The organism is Streptomyces sp. NPDC054956 (genome assembly GCF_053609185.1).
Genome location: NZ_JBSGXB010000002.1, coordinates 82,558 through 100,517, shown reverse-complemented (window position 1 = coordinate 100,517; position 17,960 = coordinate 82,558). Strand labels below are relative to the sequence as shown.

Annotated in this window: 11 protein-coding genes and 1 pseudogene; 7 read left to right on the top strand and 5 right to left on the bottom strand. The window is 74.1% G+C overall.

Translation table 11 applies throughout. The features are described from left to right. Positions 1-59: 59 nt before the first annotated feature. Together ACWGDE_RS00810 and ACWGDE_RS00805 are read right to left on the bottom strand one after the other, a co-directional pair. Positions 60-914 (bottom strand): glutamate ABC transporter substrate-binding protein, encoded by an 855-nt coding sequence (locus tag ACWGDE_RS00810; protein ID WP_453386783.1) that lies wholly within the window; start codon positions 912-914, stop codon positions 60-62. Between the two features lie 88 nt (positions 915-1,002). Beyond that, positions 1,003-1,788: an amino acid ABC transporter ATP-binding protein gene (locus ACWGDE_RS00805; protein WP_453386782.1), complete on the bottom strand. Its 786-nt coding sequence runs from the start codon at positions 1,786-1,788 to the stop codon at positions 1,003-1,005. Positions 1,789-2,063: 275 nt separating this feature from the next. Here ACWGDE_RS00805 and ACWGDE_RS00800 point away from each other — a divergent pair, with 275 nt between their 5' ends. Both ACWGDE_RS00800 and ACWGDE_RS00795 read left to right on the top strand, forming a co-directional pair. Continuing rightward, positions 2,064-2,816: a response regulator transcription factor gene (locus ACWGDE_RS00800; RefSeq protein WP_453386781.1), complete on the top strand. Its 753-nt coding sequence runs from the start codon at positions 2,064-2,066 to the stop codon at positions 2,814-2,816. A 12-nt stretch (positions 2,817-2,828) separates the two neighbouring features. Next, on the top strand, positions 2,829-4,247 hold the full coding sequence (locus ACWGDE_RS00795) for an ATP-binding protein (protein WP_453386780.1): 1,419 nt from the start codon (positions 2,829-2,831) through the stop codon (positions 4,245-4,247). A 96-nt stretch (positions 4,248-4,343) separates the two neighbouring features. Here the strand turns inward: ACWGDE_RS00795 and ACWGDE_RS00790 are convergent. Further along, positions 4,344-6,447, bottom strand: a pseudogene (locus ACWGDE_RS00790) (endo-beta-N-acetylglucosaminidase). 146 nt (positions 6,448-6,593) lie between these two features. Next, positions 6,594-7,916 (bottom strand): glycoside hydrolase 5 family protein, encoded by a 1,323-nt coding sequence (locus tag ACWGDE_RS00785; RefSeq protein WP_453386779.1) that lies wholly within the window; start codon positions 7,914-7,916, stop codon positions 6,594-6,596. A gap of 249 nt (positions 7,917-8,165) precedes the next feature. Between ACWGDE_RS00785 and ACWGDE_RS00780 the strand changes: the two genes are divergently transcribed. The 3 genes from ACWGDE_RS00780 to ACWGDE_RS00770 all read left to right on the top strand — a co-directional run bounded on the left by ACWGDE_RS00780 (position 8,166) and on the right by ACWGDE_RS00770 (position 14,462). Further along, positions 8,166-12,395 carry a glycoside hydrolase family 38 N-terminal domain-containing protein gene (locus ACWGDE_RS00780; protein ID WP_453386778.1) on the top strand — a complete coding sequence of 1,410 codons (4,230 nt, stop codon included), beginning with the start codon at positions 8,166-8,168 and terminating at the stop codon, positions 12,393-12,395. Between the two features lie 8 nt (positions 12,396-12,403). Further along, complete coding sequence (locus ACWGDE_RS00775) at positions 12,404-13,435, top strand: LacI family DNA-binding transcriptional regulator (protein ID WP_453386777.1); 1,032 nt, start codon at positions 12,404-12,406, stop codon at positions 13,433-13,435. Positions 13,436-13,532: 97 nt separating this feature from the next. Next, positions 13,533-14,462 carry an ROK family protein gene (locus tag ACWGDE_RS00770; RefSeq protein ID WP_453386788.1) on the top strand — a complete coding sequence of 310 codons (930 nt, stop codon included), beginning with the start codon at positions 13,533-13,535 and terminating at the stop codon, positions 14,460-14,462. Positions 14,463-14,480: 18 nt separating this feature from the next. Here ACWGDE_RS00770 and ACWGDE_RS00765 read toward each other — a convergent pair whose 3' ends face one another. Next, complete coding sequence (locus ACWGDE_RS00765; protein ID WP_453386776.1) at positions 14,481-15,476, bottom strand: TAXI family TRAP transporter solute-binding subunit; 996 nt, start codon at positions 15,474-15,476, stop codon at positions 14,481-14,483. A gap of 106 nt (positions 15,477-15,582) precedes the next feature. Between ACWGDE_RS00765 and miaB the strand changes: the two genes are divergently transcribed. Together miaB and ACWGDE_RS00755 are read left to right on the top strand one after the other, a co-directional pair. Further along, positions 15,583-17,097, top strand: coding sequence for a tRNA (N6-isopentenyl adenosine(37)-C2)-methylthiotransferase MiaB (miaB, locus tag ACWGDE_RS00760; RefSeq protein WP_453386775.1), 1,515 nt, complete (start codon positions 15,583-15,585; stop codon positions 17,095-17,097). Between the two features lie 113 nt (positions 17,098-17,210). Then, positions 17,211-17,918 (top strand): class III extradiol dioxygenase subunit B-like domain-containing protein, encoded by a 708-nt coding sequence (locus tag ACWGDE_RS00755; RefSeq protein ID WP_453386774.1) that lies wholly within the window; start codon positions 17,211-17,213, stop codon positions 17,916-17,918. Positions 17,919-17,960 lie beyond the last annotated feature (42 nt).

The following is a 17,960-nucleotide window of genomic DNA, read 5'->3' as shown; positions in this document are numbered from 1 at the left end:
GTCCCTCACCGATGAATCAGTCCTCACCGAATGGATCGGCCGGCGGACCGGCCGCCGGATCAGCTGCCTTCGGTGACCGCGGGGGCCGGCTCGTTCTTGTAGCCGGAAGGACCGAAGTTCTTCTTCACGGCCGCCTCCCAGGCGCCGTCCGCCTCCATCTTCTTGATGGCGGCGTTGACCTTGGTCTGGAGCTCCTTGTCGCCCTTCTTCAGACCGATGCCGTAGTTCTCGTTGCTCAGGGTCAGCCCGACCAGCTTGAACTTGCCCTTGTTCTTGTCCTGCGAGGCGTAGCCGGCCAGGATCGAGTTGTCCGTGGTCAGCGCGTCGACGGCCTTGTTCTCCAGGCCGGTGAGGCACTCGGAGTAGCCGGCCTGCTCGAGGAGGTCGGCCTCGGGGGCCAGCTTCTTCTTGACGTTCTGCGCCGAGGTGGAGCCGGTGACGGAGCAGAGCTTCTTCTTGTTGAGGTCCTCGGCCTTGGTGATCGAGGTGTCGTCCGCGCGGACCAGCAGGTCCTGGTGGGCGAGGAAGTACGGGCCGGCGAAGTCGACCTTCTGCTTGCGCGTGTCGGTGATCGAGTAGCTCGCCACGACCAGCTTGACGTCGCCGTTGTTGATCAGGTTCTCGCGCTCGGCGCTGACGGCCTGCTTGAACTCGATCTGGTCCGGCTCGTAGCCGAGCTCCTTGGCCACGTACGTCGCCACGTCCACGTCGAAGCCCGTGAACTTGCCGTCGGGGGTCTTGAGGCCCACACCCGGCTGGTCGAACTTGATGCCGATGACGATCTTTTCCTTCTTGGCCCCGCCCGACGGGCCCCCGTCGCTGGCGGCCTTGTCGCTGTCGCCGCCACAGGCGGTCGCGGTCAGGGCGAGAGCGACGGCGATGGCGGCGGCCGCGCCGACCTTGGTGAGCTTCATGGTGGACTTCCCTCGAAGTGAGACGTGAGACAGACGTGAGACGTTGTCGGAAGACGATCCGTCACCGGATCACTACCAGACGCGAAGCTCAGTGGTGCAGGATCTTCGACAGGAAGTCCTTGGCGCGGTCGCTTCGCGGGTTGCTGAAGAACTGATCGGGCGTCGCCTCTTCGACGATCTTCCCGTCGGCCATGAAGACCACCCGGTTGGCGGCGGAGCGGGCGAAGCCCATCTCGTGGGTGACGACCACCATGGTCATTCCCTCCCGGGCGAGCTGCTGCATGACCTCCAGCACCTCGTTGATCATCTCCGGGTCGAGCGCCGAGGTGGGCTCGTCGAACAGCATCACCTTCGGGTCCATGGCCAGGGCGCGGGCGATCGCCACGCGCTGCTGCTGGCCGCCCGAGAGCTGCGCCGGGTACTTGTCGGCCTGCGAGCCGACACCCACCCGGTCGAGCAGGGACTTGGCCTTCTCCTGCGCGGCGGCCTGGCTCGTGCCGCGGACCTTGAGCTGGCCCAGCATGACGTTCTGCAGCACCGTCTTGTGGGCGAAGAGGTTGAAGGACTGGAAGACCATGCCCACATCGGCGCGGAGCCTGGCCAGCTCGCGTCCCTCGGACGGCAGTTGCTTGCCGTCGACCGTGATGGTGCCCGAATCGATCGTCTCCAGGCGGTTGATGGTCCGGCACAGGGTGGACTTGCCCGACCCCGAAGGGCCGATCACCACGACGACCTCACCGCGGGCGATGCTCAGGTCGATGTCCTGCAGCACGTGCAGCGCGCCGAAGTGCTTGTTGACGTTGCTCAGTACGACCAGGCCGTCCGCGGCACCCGCCGCGTCCTGCACGTCCTTGGTCACTGATACTCCGCTCATCGGCTTCTTGCTCCGTCCTCCGTCGGTTGGGAGGACAGTAGTGACGTGGCGCGCACAGCGTCATCACATCTGAGGGAGAATTGAGCATAACGATCCGGCCTCGCACCGATACGCTCCGTACGCTCGGACGCCGGGCACCGGCCGCGGCCGTACCGGGTGCATAACGGAAGCCCCGTCGGACCGGAACCGCCTTGACGTGGGAGTCCGCATCGGCGTGGATGCTTGGTGGCCGCCAAACGAATGACTGATGAGGAAGAAGTGGAGAGGGGGACGACATGAGACTGCTGCTCGTCGAGGACGACGACCACGTCGCCGCCGCCCTGTCCGCGATCCTGGCCCGGCACGGCTTCAAGGTGACCCATGCCCGCAGCGGCGAGGAGGCCCTGCAGGCACTGCTGCCCGCCGGCGCACCGCCGCAGGTGGCTCCGTACGGGGTGATCCTGCTCGATCTCGGCCTGCCCGACCAGGACGGTTACGAGGTCTGCGGCAAGATCCGCAAGCGCACCGGCACGCCCGTCATCATGGTCACCGCGCGGGCCGACGTGCGCTCGCGCATCCACGGCCTCAACATGGGCGCCGACGACTACGTGACCAAGCCCTACGACACGGGCGAGCTGCTGGCCCGCATCCACGCCGTCGCCCGCCGGACCGGAGCCTCCGAGGAGAGCGCCACCGGCGTCGTGGGCGCGCCCGGAGTCGTACGGCTGGGCCCCGTCTCCATCGAGCTCTCCACCCGCCGGGTCGGCGTGGACGGCACCGATGTGCCGCTCACCCGCAAGGAGTTCGACCTGCTGGCCCTGCTCGCGCAGCGCCCCGGAGTCGTCTTCCGCCGCGAGCAGATCATCAGTGAGGTCTGGCGCACCAGCTGGGAGGGGACCGGGCGGACCCTGGAGGTCCACGTGGCCTCGCTGCGCTCCAAGCTGCGCATGCCGGCCCTCATCGAGACCGTCCGCGGCGTCGGGTACCGGCTCGTCGCCCCGCCGGCGCCGCAGGCACCGCCCGCGCCGCCGGCCCAGCCCGCGCCCTAGCGGGGAGTCGCCGTGCGCGCCCGTCTGCTCCCGCTGCTCGTCATCCTGATGGCGGGCGTCCTGCTCGCCCTCGGCTTCCCGCTCGCGGTGGCCCTGGCCGCCGGGCAGCAGCAGCGGGTGGTCGTCGACCGCATCGACGACAGCGCCCGCTTCGCCGCCCTCGCCCAGTTCGTCATCGACGCCGAGGGCTCGGACTCCAGCGGGGCCGACGAGCGCCGCGCGACCCTCCAGGGCGAACTGGCCCGCTACCAGGAGCTGTACGGCATCCGCGTCGGCATCTTCCGGCGGGACGACAACGCCATGGTCCGTTCCCCCAGCTGGTGGGAGCTCCCGGAGGACGGCGAGGGGCGCCGCGCCTTCGCGGAGGCCCTCGCCGGGCGGCGCAGCCACGACCCCGGCCAGGTGTGGCCCTGGCAGACGGGCGGCCGGCTCCTCGTCGTCTCCCCGGTCGTCCTCGACGGGGACGTGGTCGCCGTCGTCGCCACCGAATCGCCCACCGACCAGATGCGCGGCCGCATCCTGCGGGGCTGGCTGATCATCGTCGCCGGGCTCGGCGCCGCCATGCTCCTCGCCTTCGGCGCCGCGCTGCGGCTGACCAGCTGGGTGCTCAAGCCCGTGCAGACCCTGGACGCCGCCGCCCACGGCATCGCCACCGGGCGGATGAACTCCCGGGTGGCGGCGGGCGGCGGCCCACCGGAACTCAGACGCCTGGCCCGCTCGTTCAACGAGATGGCCGACAACGTCGAGGACGTACTGGAACAGCAGCGCGCCTTCGTCGCGGACGCCTCCCACCAGCTGCGCAACCCGCTCGCCGCGCTGCTCCTGCGGATCGAGCTGCTCGCCCTCGAACTCCCCGAGGGGAACGAGGAGATCGCCTCCGTACGGACCGAGGGCAAGCGGCTGACCCAGGTACTGGACGACCTGCTGGACCTGGCGCTGGCCGAGCACGCCACCGCCGAGATCAGCCTCGTCGACATCGCGGGACTGGCCGCCGAACGGGTCACCGCCTGGCGGCCGTACGCCGAGGAGAAGGGCGTGCGGCTCACCGGGACGGGCCGGACCGCGGCCACCGGCTGGGCCGATCCGATCGCGCTCTCCAGCGCCCTCGACGCCGTCATCGACAACGCCCTCAAGTTCACCCCGGCCGGAGAGGCCGTCGAGGTCGGCCTCTCCGTGGAGGGCGACCAGGTGCGCGTCGTGGTCGCCGACCGGGGGCCCGGGCTCACCGAGGAGGAACTGCTCCGCGTCGGCGACCGGTTCTGGCGCAGCGGCCGCCACCAGAACGTCAAGGGCTCGGGTCTGGGCCTGTCCATCTCCCGCACCCTGCTCGCCGCGGGCGGCGGATCCCTCTCCTACGAGACGAACCCGCCGCACGGGCTGCGGGTGACGGTGGCGGTCCCGCGCACCGACCCCAGCGCCCTGCGGGAGTGAACCGCGGGGGCGCCGGCTCGAAGGGGCCGGCCGTACGGAGCCCCGCGCGTGCGGGGCCGGTACCGCTACCGGCGCGGCCTTCGGGCGTCGGGCGGCTCAGGTCCAGGTGAGGGCGGTGCGGGCGGGGGCGGAGACGGCGTACAGCTCGTCCACGGCCCTGACCTCGAACACCGCCGCAGGCTCCCGGCCCGCCCGTTCCACGGACGGCAGGTAGAGGGCGGTGGCGCAGGTGCCCCCGAGGAAGCGGCGGGTCCCGTCCGGGAGGAGCCGGGACACCTCGTAGTGCCGCGGCTGCCGGTCCGGACAGTCGCAGGGCCGCCGTGCCGGACCGCTGGGCCGAGGCGGTCACGGCCGGCGTCCCCGGAGCAGCCGGGCGGGGCCGCGCGGCGCCGTCGCGTACCGTCAGGGCGCCGAGCCGCCAGCGCACCGGCTTCTTCCCGAGCCGGGTGATCCGTACGGCCAGTGCGTACGCCGTCCCGCCCGCCAGGTCCGAAAGCCGGACCCGGCCGGTGCGCCAGCCCCGGCCGGTGCCGGGGGTCTCCGCCTCCAGCCAGGTGTACGGGACCTCCCGCCCCGGGGCGGACGGCTCGCGCACGGCCACCCCGAGCTCCACGGCGACCGGACCCGACTCGGTGGCGTGCACCAGCTCCACGACCGTCCCGCGGGTCAGCGGCAGCCGGGTGGAGTGCAGCCCGACGGCGGCCGGAGCGGTGAGTTCCCCGGCGACGAGGAGGCTGGAGCCGCCGCGCCAGGCCCCGGCGAAATCGAGGGTGACCTCGGGGCGGGGCCCGGCGGTGTCCACGACCCAGCGGCGGCCCGGGAGCCGGTCCTGGAGGCCGAGGTTGTTCCACGGGGTGTCGGAGACGACCTCGCCGTCCTCGTACCAGCGCTCGCCGTGCCCGGTGTTGAAGGAGCAGGCGAAGGGCGGGCCGGTGACGGTGGACCGGTCGGCGACGACGGTCGCGGGCGCCCGCCAGGGGTTCGCCGCAGACTCGGGCGCCGGGCGGGCAGGATCCAGGGACGCACCCGTCCAGAACCGGTCGTCGGCGCGGTGGAAGGCGCCGGGGGAGCGGTCCGTGAGGTGGTTGCGCGTCCATTCGGGCCGGTAGAAGCCGTAGGAGACGATGTGGTCGCGCTCGCGGGGGACGATCGCGTCCCAGTCCACCGCGGCGTTCCATCCGTGGGATTCGGTGTCCACGGCCGCCCACAGCTCGTGGCGGTCGCGCCCCAGCCGCCGCGCGAGCGCGCCGGAGGCGGCCAGCTTCTCCCGGGTCCAGCGGAAGTCCACGAACATGGTGTCCGCGACCTTGCCCCGGCGGTCCTCGAAGAAATCCTGGTTGAGCTCGTTCAGCGCACCCTGCCAGCCGACCCGGCCGGTGGAGTTCATCGCGTCGTACCAGGTGACGCGCAGTCCGTGCGGAGCGCCGGCGGCGCGCAGGGCCCGTAGGAACTGCTGCGTGCGGGAGGCCAGTTCGCTGTCGCCGCCCTCCGTCTCGGCGTTGACGAACCAGCCGTCGAACCCGTACGCGCGCGCCACCTGGACCAGCTTCTCGGCGACCGGGAAACGGCCCAGGGCATCGCGCTGGACCAGGTCCCGGGTCCAGCGGAGGTCGCCGCCGTAGACCGCGGGGGGCAGGAACACGTTCCCCAGCACCCGGACGCCGTTGCGGTGGGCGGCGTCGACGACGGGCGCGTTCGGGGCGAGCACGGTGCCCTCGCCCGCGGAGCCGCCCCAGAAGACCAGCTCGTCGATGTACGCCCAGTGGGTGAGGGCGTAGTAGTCGGCGGTGGGGGAGCCCTGGGAGGGGTTGGCGGCCGTGCTCCCGAAGGAGACGAGCGAGGCGATGCGGGCCCGGCCGGCCCGGGCGGTGGTGTTCGGCGGCACCGGGGTGAAACGGGGCGCCAGCGGCACGGTCGAGGTGTTGTGGGCCAGATCGGGATCGGACTCGGGGCTCCACCGCATCAGGGAGCGCCAGGTGATGCCGGGGCCCGGCGTGCCCGCGGGGAGCGAGTCCGGGAACCAGTACGAGGCGTACGGGGCGAGCCCCTCCGGGGGTTCGGCCGGTGCGGTGGGTGTGGCGGGTGCGGCCGCCGGGGCCGCGGGGGAGGCCTTCGCGGCGGCCGCGGCCGTCCCGCACAGCAGGGTGGCGGCGCCGGCCCCGGCTCCGGCGAACAGCATCCCTCGCCGGGTCGGGCGCATGGAGGACGGGCGGCGGAGGGCGGTGTGAGGGTCGACGCCGTTGTCGGTCTCGGACATGAGGGGTTCTCCTCGATAGCGGCCGGTGGGGACGGGGTCGGGTCGGGGCCGGTCAGGTCCCGGTGGGGACGCGGTCGGGTCGGGGCCGGTCAGGTCCCGGTGGGGACTTCGGACACGTGCAGTACCTCGGTGATGCCGCGCGCGGCCAAGTGCTCGGCGTCCCCGGCGAGTTCGGCCAGGACCACGGCCGGCCGGACCCCTTCGGCGGTGAGCGCCGCCCAGGCCTCGAAGAACGCCCCGCCGGGGGCGCACACCGAGCGGCGCGGCGCGGCCTCGGCTCCGCCGACGTCCACGGCGAGCGCGGTGGAGCGCACCGCCGGCCGGTGCTCGCGGCCCCGCCACTCCTGGGCGATGCGGGAGATGGCCTCGCCGGCGGGCTTGGTCCGGCGGTCGTTGGTGAGCAGCCCGAGGCCGTACTCCAGCTCCGGGAAGTCCGCGAGCTCCCGCGACACGTCGTGCGAGCACCACCAGGTCACGCCCCACAGGTCCGGGCAGTCCAGGGCGTTCGCCACGGTCGCCTCGGTGAAGGAGGCCGCGTGCCCGGCCGGGATCAGCGGCGCGGGCGCGCCCACCTCCTGGAGCCAGACCGGCCGGCGCGGATCCAGGGCCCAGGCCTTGGAGAGCTCGATCAGGTAGGCCGCGTGGTGCTCGGTGGCCGTCCCGGTCCGGCCGTGGCGCTGGGCGGTGCCGTTGAACACCCAGGAGTGCACGGCGGTCGCGGCACCCAGGCGGGCCGCCTGGGCCACGGTGAAGGGGTGCCCGTCCCGGTACCAGGCGGCGTCGTACTCGGCGTGCAGGTGGGCGCGGCCGGGCGCGCCCTTCTCGCAGGCGGCGAGCATCCGCTCCAGCCACGCCCCGGCCTGCTCCCGCGTGATCCGGTCGGGGGCGGGGTGGGGGTCGTCGGAGAACTGGTTGATCTCGTTGCCGACGGTCATGCCGAGGAAGTTGGGCCGGTCGGCGAGGGCGGCGGCCAGCGTGCGCAGGTACTCCTCCTGCGCGGCGACGACCTGCGGGTCGCTGAAGATGTTCCGGCGGTGCCAGGTCCCGGTCCAGGCGGGCAGGAAGTCGAAGCTCGACAGGTGGCCCTGCAGCCCGTCCACGTTGACGTCGAGCCCGCGCTCGGCGGCCGCGTCGGCGAGCGCCACGAGCTGCTCCACGGCGCGGGGGCGGATCAGGGTCCGGTTCGGCTGGAACACCGGCCAGAGCGGGAAGACCCGTACGTGGTCCAGGCCGAGGCCGGCGATCGAGTCGAGGTCGGCCCTGACCTCGTCGAGGTCGAAGTCGAGCCAGTGGTGGAACCAGCCGCGCGTCGGCGTGTAGTTGGCACCGAAGCGCAGGGTGCGGGCGGGGGCCTGGGCCTGGGCGGGTGAGGCGGCGGGGGCGTTCGCGGAGGCGGCGGTGCCGTCGTGCATGAAAGGTCCTGGAGTTCAGGGGGAATTCGCCGGATGCCCCATAACCTGCCGCCCGCGGCCCGGGAAAGTCAATACGCTTCTCATCTCCGAACACCCCGACGTGGCGGGATGGAAGTCCCTCCCTTCGAGGCAGCGGAACTTATGCGCTTCAGCCCTGTTGACAGAAGGGTTTCAGCCGCCCGAAGCTGACCGCACTAATACGGTTTAGCTGTTGTTGACCGGTGTTGTCACGCAAGGAAGTGTGCGGAAATGGACAGCGGAATTACCGTCACGGAGGTCTCCACCCCGGCCCTCTTCACCGGCCCTCCGGAAACCCCTTCCCAAGTCGTCCGCGTCCGCATCCGCCGGGCCCGGCCGGCCGGTCCGCTGCACGTCCGCGTGCTCGGCGGGGGCATCACCACCCCGCATCCGCGCATCGTGCGCGCCGACACCGCCGAGGACTGCGCCGGCACCGATGCCCGCGCGGATCTGGCCGGGTCCGGCCCCCGGCCCGTCCCGGAGTCCACCGTCGAGGTCGCCGTCCGCACCGCCGGCGCCGCTCCCGGAACCGTCCTGCCCGCCACCGTCCGCGTCACCACCCCGGACGGTCGCCCGCTCGCCGACCGGGCCTTCGGGCTGGTCGTCGCCGAGCCCGGCTGGACCGTCCGGCTCGTGCCCCACTTCCACTACGACCCCATGTGGTGGAACACCCAGGCCGCCTACACCGCCCTGTGGGACGCCGCGCCGCGGCCCGGCGAGGCCGAGCGCGGCTGGGAGTACACCGGGGTCCCCGCCTTCACCCTGATCCCGCTCCACCTCCAGCAGGCGCGCGAGGACCCGGCGTACCGCTTCGTGCTCTCCGAGGTCGACTACCTCAAGCCCTACTGGGACACCCACCCCGGCGAACGCGCCGAGCTGCGCGCGCTGATCGCCGAGGGCCGCGTGGAGATCGTCGGCGGCACCTACAACGAGCCGTCCACCAACCTCACCTCCGCCGAGACCACCGTCCGCGGCGCCGTCCACGGACTGGCCCTGCACCGCGGCACCCTCGGCGCCGATCCGCGCACCGCCTGGCAGCTCGACGTGTTCGGCCACGATCCGTCCTTCCCCGCCCTGATGGCCGGCGCCGGCCTCGACTCCGCCGTCCTGGCCCGCGGCCCCCACCACCAGTGGGGCCCGATGATGGACACCTGGGGCGAAGAGCTGCGAGCCCCCGCCGCCATGCAACTGCCCGCCGAGTACGAGTGGATCGGCCCCGGGGGTGAGGGGCTGCTCCTGCACTACCTGCCCGCGCACTACTCCGCCGGCTGGTTCTCGCACCAGGCATCCGACGCCGAGGCCGCCGCCGAACGACTGCTGGACCTCTACGAGCTGCTGCGCACCGCCGCCGCCACGAAGAACGTCCTGATCCCGATGGGCACCGACTTCTCCTGGCCGCACCGCTGGGGGCTGGACGTGCAGCACGCCTGGAACCGCCGCTACTGCTGGCCCCGCATGGAACACACCGGCCCGCGCGCCCACTTCGACGCCGTCCGCGCCGAGTTCGCGGAGCGCGGGGAGCGGCCGCTTCCCGTCACCCGGGAGATGGGCCCCGTCTACACCGGCAAGGACGTCAGCTACGGCGATGTGAAACAGGCCCACAGGGCCGCCGAGAACCTCCTCGAACAGGCCGAGTCCTTCGCCGCCCTCGCCTGCGCCGAAGGCCTCCTCGACTACCCGGGCCAGACGCTCGCCAAGGCCTGGCGCCACCTGCTGCACGCCGCCCACCACGACGCCGTCACCGGGAGCTTCTCCGACCAGGTCTACCTCGACCTGCTCCCCACCTGGCGCGAGGCCCACGAACTGGCCGCCGGTGTACGGGCGGAGGCGCTGCGCGCGCTGACCGCCGAGGCCGACACCCGGGGCCCCGGCCCCCTCGCCGTCACCGTGCACAACCCGGTGTCGTGGACCCGCACCGACCTGGTCCGCGCGAGCGCCGGGCTCGCCGTACTGGGCCTGGCCGGCACCGATGCCGACGCCCGCCACGTCGCCGTCCTGGACGACGCGGGCCGCGGTGCTCCGGTCCACGTCGAGGCCGTCTCGGACGGGGTCGCGGAACTGGTCTTCCTCGCCGAGGACGTGCCTTCGCTCGGTCACCGCACCTGGTGGCTCGCCGCGTCCGAACTCCCCGTCTCCGGCGGCTGGGAGCGGGCGCCGGGGAACGCGGTCCAGAACGAGTTCCTGCGCGCCGAGGCCGACCCCGCGCGCGGCGGCGGCCTGGCCCGGCTGCTGGACCGGCGCACCGGGCAGGAGCTGATCACCGCCGGCGAGGTGGACGAGCTCGTGGTGCAGGAGGAGTACGCCGAGCACCCCTACTTCGGCGAGGGGCCCTGGCACCTGCTGCCCAAGGGGCCGGGCACCGGATCGGGGGCCGCGCCCGCCGAGTCCTGCCGCGTGGAACGCGGACCGCTGGGCTCGCGCATCGTGGCCACCGGGCGGACCGGGCCCGTCCGCTGGACCCGGACGACCACCCTGTGGGACGGCCTGGACCGGGCGGAACTCACCACGACGGTGCACCAGTTCGAAGGCTCCGACCAGCTGCTGCGGCTACGCGTTCCGGCCGACGTGCCCGGCGCGCTGCCGGTCGCGGAGACCGCGGCGGCCGTGGTCGGACGCGGCTTCGCCTTCCCCGAGGCCGACGCCGGGGCCGACCACGCGCGAGCACCGTGGACCCTGGACAGCCCCTGCCTCAACTGGTTCGCCCTGTCGGCGCCGATGACCGGGCCGGGCGGCCGGGCCCTGGGGGCCGCCGAGATCGTGCTCCCCGACGCGGGGGCGCCCCCGGGCCTGCGGGAGCTGGTCACCGCGCTCGGCCGGCACGGAGTCACCTCGGCCCCGACCCGGCCCGGCGGCCCGCGCTGGGGCGACCTGGCGGTGGACAGCAGCCTGCCCGACTTCCGCGTCGCACTCGGCGGCCCCGGGGAGAACGCCTTCACGGCGGCGCTGCTGGAGTCGGCCGGTCCCGCGTACGCGCGGGCGGTACGGGAACACGCGCGGGTCTGGATCCCGGCCCGCGCCGGGCTCCGCTCGCTCTGGAGCCCCGGCTGCGACCTGACCGGGCTCCGCGACCTGCCGGTCCTCGTCGTCACGGAGCCGGCGGCGCGGCTCGCCCGGGCCGTCGCGGAGACGGGCCGGCTCGAAGCCCGGCCCCCGGAGGCGGCGGCGTACCCGCACGGGGAGGCGTACGCGGGCCGCACCGTCGGGCTCCTGGTGCGCGGAACGCCCAGCTTCGCCGTCGACACCGCCGGGCGCCTGCACAGCACCCTGATGCGGTCCTGCACCGGCCGCCCGAGCGGGGCGTGGATGGACCCGCCGCGGCGCACCGCGCCCGACGGCAGTTCCTTCCAGCTCCAGCACTGGACCCACGTCTTCGAGCACGCACTGGTGGCCGGAGCCGGGGACTGGCGGGCGGTGGACCTGGTGCGCCGGGGGCGGGAGTTCAACAAACCGCTGACCGCCGTCACGGCCGCCCCCGGCGAGGGGCCCCGGCCGCCCGCGCGCTCACTGCTCGGGGTGGAGCCGGCCGACCGGGTCCTGATCGAGACGGTCAAGCGGGCCGAGGGCTCCGGCGAGCTCGCGGTGAGGCTGCGCGAGACGCACGGCCGCCCGGTGGTGGCCGAGACGCTGTGGCCGACCGATCCTGCCGCCGAGGCCGATCTGCTGGACCGCCCGCTCGGCTGCTCCGGGGGCGGGATCGAGGGCGCCGCGACGACCACGCTGCTGCTGCTCGCGGAATCGGGCATGCCGCTGCGGGAGGGCGAACGGGAGCCGCACCAGCCGGTGTTCAGCCGCTACTGGCTGCACAACACCGGGACGGCCCCGCTCGGCGACGCCCCGTACACGGTGACGTGCGAGGGCATCGCGGCCGAGGCCTCGGTCACCGTCGCGGCCCACGGCCCGGCAACCGGCGGCCCGGTCGCGCTGGAAGTCCGGGCCCCGGACGGCTGGCGGACCTCCTGGACCCGGCAGCGGGTCGAACTCGCGCCCGGCGGCCACGCCCGGCTCCCGCTGGCGGTGGAACCCCCGGCCGGCGCGCGACCCGGCGAACACCTGGTCCGGGTCCTCGCCGACACCCCGGCCGGCGCGTTCGAGGACGTGCTCACCGTCACCGTCCCCGGAGCCCCCGCCGGCCCGGCCGGGCTGTGGGTGGACGCGCCGGAGCACGTCGTCACCGTCGCCCCGGGCGCGCGGGCGCGGCTGCGGGCCCGGATCGGCTCCACCGGCGTCCGCTCCGTCCTGACCGGGCAGGCGTACGCGGTCTCCCCGTACGGCGCCTGGCAGTTGACGGCCCCCGCCGTGCTTCCGGTCGAGGTGCCGGCGGACGGCGCGGCCGAGGCCGTCTTCGAGGTGCGGCCGCCGCTCGGCACGCCTCCCGGGGAGTACTGGGTCGTGGTCAAGGCGGTCTGCCAGGGCAGGATCGCGTACGGTCCGGCCATTGCCGTCCACGTCAGCGAGGGATGAGACAGGCCATGGCCCGCAGACCCACCATCAAGGACATCGCCCGCCGGGCCGGTGTGTCGGAGAGCGCGGTCTCCTTCGCGCTGAACGACCGGCCGGGAGTCTCCCAGGACACCCGCGCGCGCATCCGCGAGGTCGCCGAGGAGCTCGGCTGGCAGCCCAACAGCGCCGCCCGCGCCCTCTCCGGCGAACGGTCCGGCGCCGTCGGACTGGTCCTCGCCCGGCCCGCGCACACCCTCGGCGTCGAGTCCTTCTTCCTCCAGCTGGTCTCCGGCATCCAGGAGGTCCTGGCCGCCGGCCGGATCGCCCTGCTCTTCCAGGTCGTCCCGGACATCGACGCCGAATGCGCCGTCTACCGCCGCTGGTGGGCCGAGCGGCGCGTCGACGGGGTCATCGTCGTGGACCCGAGGACCGACGACCCGCGCCCGGCCCTCCTCGAACAGCTCGACCTGCCCGCCGTCACCGTGGGGGAGACCAGCCCGCCCTCCACCCTCTCCGCGGTCCGCGCGGACGACGCCGGCGCCATGGCACAGGTGCTCGGCCACCTCCACGGGCTCGGCCACCGCCGGATCGCGCACGTCGCCGGACTGCCCGGGCTCGCCCACACCGAGCGCCGCATCCGCTCGCTGCGCGCCGAGGCGGACCGGCTCGGGCTCGGCCCCGATGACGTGCGCTCGGTCGCCACCGACTACTCGGACGCCGAGGGCGCGGCGGCCACCCGCCGGCTCCTCGCCGAGCCGCTGCCGCCGACCGCGATCGTCTACGACAACGACGTGATGGCGGTGGCCGGAGCCGCCGTCGCCGCCGAACTGGGCATCCCCGTGCCGGCCCGGCTCTCCCTCGTGGCCTGGGACGACTCCGCGCTCTGCCGGGTCACCCACCCCCGGCTCACCGCCCTCGTCCGCGACACCGGGGCCTTCGGCCGGATCGCCGCCGAGGAACTCCTCGCCGTCCTCGCGGGCGGCCCGCCGAGGTCCCGGGAGAGCGAGCTGCCCCGGCTCGAGCCCCGCGAGAGTACGGCCCCGCCACCGGCCGCATACTGAAATCCGAGACCCTTCTGGAGCCACCGTGACCACTCCCACTCCCGCACCCGCCTCCGCGTTCCCCGGCCCCCGCGCCGGCGCGGGGGCCGGATCCGGCCTGACGGTCGCGATCGACATCGGCGGTACGAAGATCGCCGGGGCGCTGGTGGACCCGGACGGCACGATGACGGCCACCACGCGCCGCCCGACCCCGCGCTCCGCGGACGGCGAGAGCGTTTTCGCCGCCGTCGCGGAGGTGGTCGCCGAACTCGCGAAGTCCCCGCTCTGGCCCCAGGCGGTCCGCTGCGGCATCGGCAGCGCGGGCCCGGTGGACGCCGCGCTCGGCACGGTGAGCCCGGTCAACATCGGAGCCTGGCGGGGGTTCCCCGTCCAGGCCCGGGTGGAAGCGGAGCTCGCCGGGCACGGGGCGCCGGTCCCCACGGTGCTGGCCGGCGACGGGGTGGCGATGACGGCCGCCGAGCACTGGCTGGGCGCCGCCCGGGGGCACGCGAACGCACTGTGCATGGTGGTCTCCACCGGCGTGGGCGGCGGACTCGTCCTGAACAACCGGCTCCACCCCGGCCCCACCGGCAACGCCGGTCACATCGGCCACATCAGCGTCGCCTTCGACGGGGAGCCCTGCGCCTGCGGCGGCCACGGCTGCGTGGAGTCCATCGCCTCCGGCACCGCCATCGCGCGCTGGGCCCTGGCGCAGGGCTGGACCCCGGCCGGGGACGCCACGGCCGCCGGGGTGGCCGCCGCGGCCGCCGCGGGCGATCCGGTCGCCCTGGCCGCCTTCGACCGGGCGGGACGGGCACTGGCCGCGGCGATCGCCGCCACCGCCACCCTCGTCGAGACCGACATCGCCGTCGTGGGAGGGGGCGTCGCCGCCGCCGGAGACACCCTCTTCGGGCCGATCCGCGCGCACCTGGCCTCGTACGCGACGCTGTCCTTCGTCAAGGAGCTCCAGGTCGTCCCGGCGACGCTGGGCACGCACGCGGGCCTGATCGGCGCCGCCGCCGCGGCGACGATGCTGCTCCCGTCCTGAGCGCAGGGACGGCAGGGCCTACGGCTTGACCGAGCGGTAGTACCGGGCCGCGCCCTCGTGCAGCTTCAGCGGATCGGTGTAGATCGCCGTCCGCAGGTCCACCAGCTGCGCCGCGTGCACCTGGCCCCCGATGCGGTCCCGGCTGTCGATCACGGTGCGGGTGAACTGCTCCGTCAGCTCGGCCCCCGTGTCCTCCCGGGTCACCAGCAGGTTCGGTACCGCCACGGTGGCCACCGCCGAGGTGTTGCGGGCCATGGCGTAGGCGTCCTGGGGCATCACCGCCGCCCGGTAGTAGCGCGCCGGGCTGCCGCTCTCCTGGAGCGTCTGCACCAGGTCGCCGAGCTGCACGAGCCGGATCTCGAACCGCTCCGACAGCTCGCGCACGGCGTTGGTCGGCAGCCCGCCCGACCAGAAGAAGGCGTCGATCCGGCCGGCCTCCAGCTCCGCCGGCATGGTGTCGATGCCGATGGCCACCGGGGTGACGTCGCGGGCCGGGTCCAGCTTCGCCGCGGTGAGCAGCCGCTCCGAGATCAGCCGCACGCCCGAGCCGTTCTGTCCGACCGCGACCCGCTTGCCGCGCAGGTCCCGGGCCGTCTGGACCGGGGAGCCGGCGGGCACCACGAGCTGCACGTAGTCGTCGTAGAGGCGGGCGCAGCCGCGCAGCCGCTCCGCGCCGGGCTTCCGGTCGAGCTGGTACTTGAACACCGCGTCGGCCGTCGCCACCGTGAAGTCCGCCTCACCGGCGGCCACCCGCTTCAGGTTCTGCTGCGAACCCTCGCTGGTCTCCAGCCGCACGCGCACCCCGGGCATGTTCTCGGCGAGCTCCTGCTCCAGCAGCTGCCCGTAGAGGTGGTAGACCCCGTTCTGGACGCCGGTGCTGAAGGTGAGGTCCCCCTTCAGGTCGGGCTCCCCGAAGGGCCTGAGCCACCAGAGGAGCGCGCACAGGACGGCCAGTACGGCCACCAGGGCCCGCAGGGCGTGGCGCCTGCTGATCCGGGGCGGTACGAGAGGCATGGCCGCGATCCTGCCACCGACCCGCCCTCCTGTCACGGCCCGCCCCGGCCGCCCGCCGGCCACCGCCGGGGCCCCGGCCGCCCCACCCGACCCTTACCCTTGCTGGGTGAGCACCGAGGGCGAGGCGACTGTTGTGAAAACGTACGAGGTCCGGACGTACGGCTGTCAGATGAACGTGCACGACTCCGAGCGGCTGTCCGGCCTGCTGGAGGACGCCGGGTACGTCCGCGCCCCCGAGGGGTCCGACGGCGACGCCGACGTCGTCGTGTTCAACACGTGCGCCGTCCGCGAGAACGCCGACAACAAGCTCTACGGCAACCTCGGCCGCCTCGCCCCCATGAAGACCAAGCGCCCCGGCATGCAGATCGCCGTCGGCGGCTGCCTCGCGCAGAAGGACCGCGACACGATCGTGGACCGTGCCCCCTGGGTCGACGTGGTCTTCGGCACGCACAACATCGGCAAGCTGCCCGTCCTGCTGGAGCGCGCGCGCATCCAGGAGGAGGCGCAGATCGAGATCGCCGAGTCGCTGGAGGCCTTCCCCTCCACGCTGCCGACCCGGCGCGAGTCCGCGTACGCGGCCTGGGTCTCGATCTCCGTCGGCTGCAACAACACGTGCACCTTCTGCATCGTCCCGGCGCTGCGCGGCAAGGAGGAGGACCGCCGGCCCGGCGACATCCTCGCCGAGGTCGAGGCCCTGGTCGCCGAGGGCGTCTCGGAGATCACCCTGCTCGGCCAGAACGTGAACGCGTACGGCTCCGACCTGGGCGACCGCGAGGCCTTCTCCAAGCTGCTGCGGGCCTGCGGCGCCATCGAGGGCCTGGAGCGGGTCCGCTTCACCTCCCCGCACCCGCGCGACTTCACGGACGACGTGATCGCGGCGATGGCCCAGACCCCCAACGTCATGCCGCAGCTGCACATGCCGATGCAGTCCGGATCGGACACGATCCTCAAGGCGATGCGCCGCTCGTACCGCCAGGAGCGCTTCCTCGGCATCATCGAGAAGGTCCGCGCCGCCATCCCGCACGCGGCGATCTCCACCGACATCATCGTGGGCTTCCCCGGTGAGACGGAGGAGGACTTCCAGCAGACGATGCACGCGGTGCGCGAGGCCCGCTTCGCCAACGCCTTCACCTTCCAGTACTCCAAGCGCCCCGGGACCCCGGCCGCCGACATGGAGGGGCAGATCCCCAAGGAGGTCGTCCAGGAGCGGTACATGCGCCTGGTCGCCCTCCAGGAGGAGATCTCCTGGGACGAGAACAAGAAGCAGGTCGGCCGCACGCTGGAGGTCATGGTCGCCGAGGGCGAGGGCCGCAAGGACGGCGCCACGCACCGGCTGTCCGGGCGCGCCCCCGACAACCGCCTCGTGCACTTCACGAAGCCCGCGCAGGAGGTCCGCCCGGGCGACGTGGTGACGGTGGAGATCACCTACGCGGCCCCGCACCACCTGCTGGCCGAGGGCCCGACCCTGTCGGTTCGCCGTACGCGTGCGGGCGACGCCTGGGAGAAGCGCAACGCGGCTCCGGCGCAGCCGAAGGGCGTCCTGCTGGGGATTCCCACCCTGGGCGTCCCGGCCCCGCTGCCGGTGGCGGCCTCGGGCTGCGCGGCACCCGCCTCCTCCTGACGGGCCGCGGCACCCGGTCCTCCTGACGGGGCCCCTGACCGGGCCCCTGGCGGGCCCGCTCACGCCTTTCGGGCCACTGCCGGGGGCGGCCGGCTACGGCTACGCTGCGGATCATGCTCGTAGCCGCTGCCGTCTGCCCCGCCCCGCCGATGCTCGTGCCCGAGATCGCCGCGGGAGCCGCCGCCGAACTCGGTGACGCCCGTACCGCGTGTTCCGACGCGCTGTCCGTGCTCGCCGCCTCCCGGCCCGATCTGCTCGTCGTGGTCGGAGCCGCCGACCCGGACCACCAGGGGGCCTACCCCCAGGGCTCCCGCGGCACCTTCCGCGGGTTCGGGGTCGAGACCGACGTGAGCCTCGGCGAGGGCGAGGAGGGGCCGCGCCTGCTGCCCGCCCCGCTCGCCGTCGGAGCCTGGCTGCTCCGCCGGGCCGGCTGGGGCGCCGCGCCCCTGGAGGGGTTCGGGGTCGCCGGGCCGCTGGACACCGAGACGTGCCTGCGGGCCGGCCGGGAGCTCGCCGCGCGCGACGCCCGGGTCGCGCTGCTCGTGATGGGTGACGGCAGCGCCTGCCGCTCGCTCAAGGCCCCCGGCTACCTCGACGACCGCGCCGCCGCCTTCGACGCGGAGGCCGCCCGCGCTCTCGGCGCCGCCGACGTGGCCGCGCTCGCCGCCCTCGACGCGGGACTCGCGGGCGAGCTCCAGGCCGCCGGACGGGCCCCCTGGCAGGTGCTCGCCGGCGCCGCCGAGGGTGCCGGACTCGAAGGCCGGCTGCTCTACGAGGACGCGCCGTACGGGGTCGGGTACTTCGTCGCCGCCTGGTCGTAGCCGGACCGCCGGACCGCCGGCCCGCCCGTACCGGCCCGCCCG

Coding starts and splice junctions, on each gene's coding strand:
- ACWGDE_RS00810 (WP_453386783.1), bottom strand. CDS start 914: ATGAAGCTCACCAAGGTCGGCGCGGCCGCCGCCATCGCCGTCGCTCTC.
- ACWGDE_RS00805 (WP_453386782.1), bottom strand. CDS start 1,788: ATGAGCGGAGTATCAGTGACCAAGGACGTGCAGGACGCGGCGGGTGCC.
- ACWGDE_RS00800 (WP_453386781.1), top strand. CDS start 2,064: ATGAGACTGCTGCTCGTCGAGGACGACGACCACGTCGCCGCCGCCCTG.
- ACWGDE_RS00785 (WP_453386779.1), bottom strand. CDS start 7,916: ATGCACGACGGCACCGCCGCCTCCGCGAACGCCCCCGCCGCCTCACCC.
- ACWGDE_RS00780 (WP_453386778.1), top strand. CDS start 8,166: ATGGACAGCGGAATTACCGTCACGGAGGTCTCCACCCCGGCCCTCTTC.
- ACWGDE_RS00775 (WP_453386777.1), top strand. CDS start 12,404: ATGGCCCGCAGACCCACCATCAAGGACATCGCCCGCCGGGCCGGTGTG.
- ACWGDE_RS00765 (WP_453386776.1), bottom strand. CDS start 15,476: ATGCCTCTCGTACCGCCCCGGATCAGCAGGCGCCACGCCCTGCGGGCC.
- ACWGDE_RS00755 (WP_453386774.1), top strand. CDS start 17,211: ATGCTCGTAGCCGCTGCCGTCTGCCCCGCCCCGCCGATGCTCGTGCCC.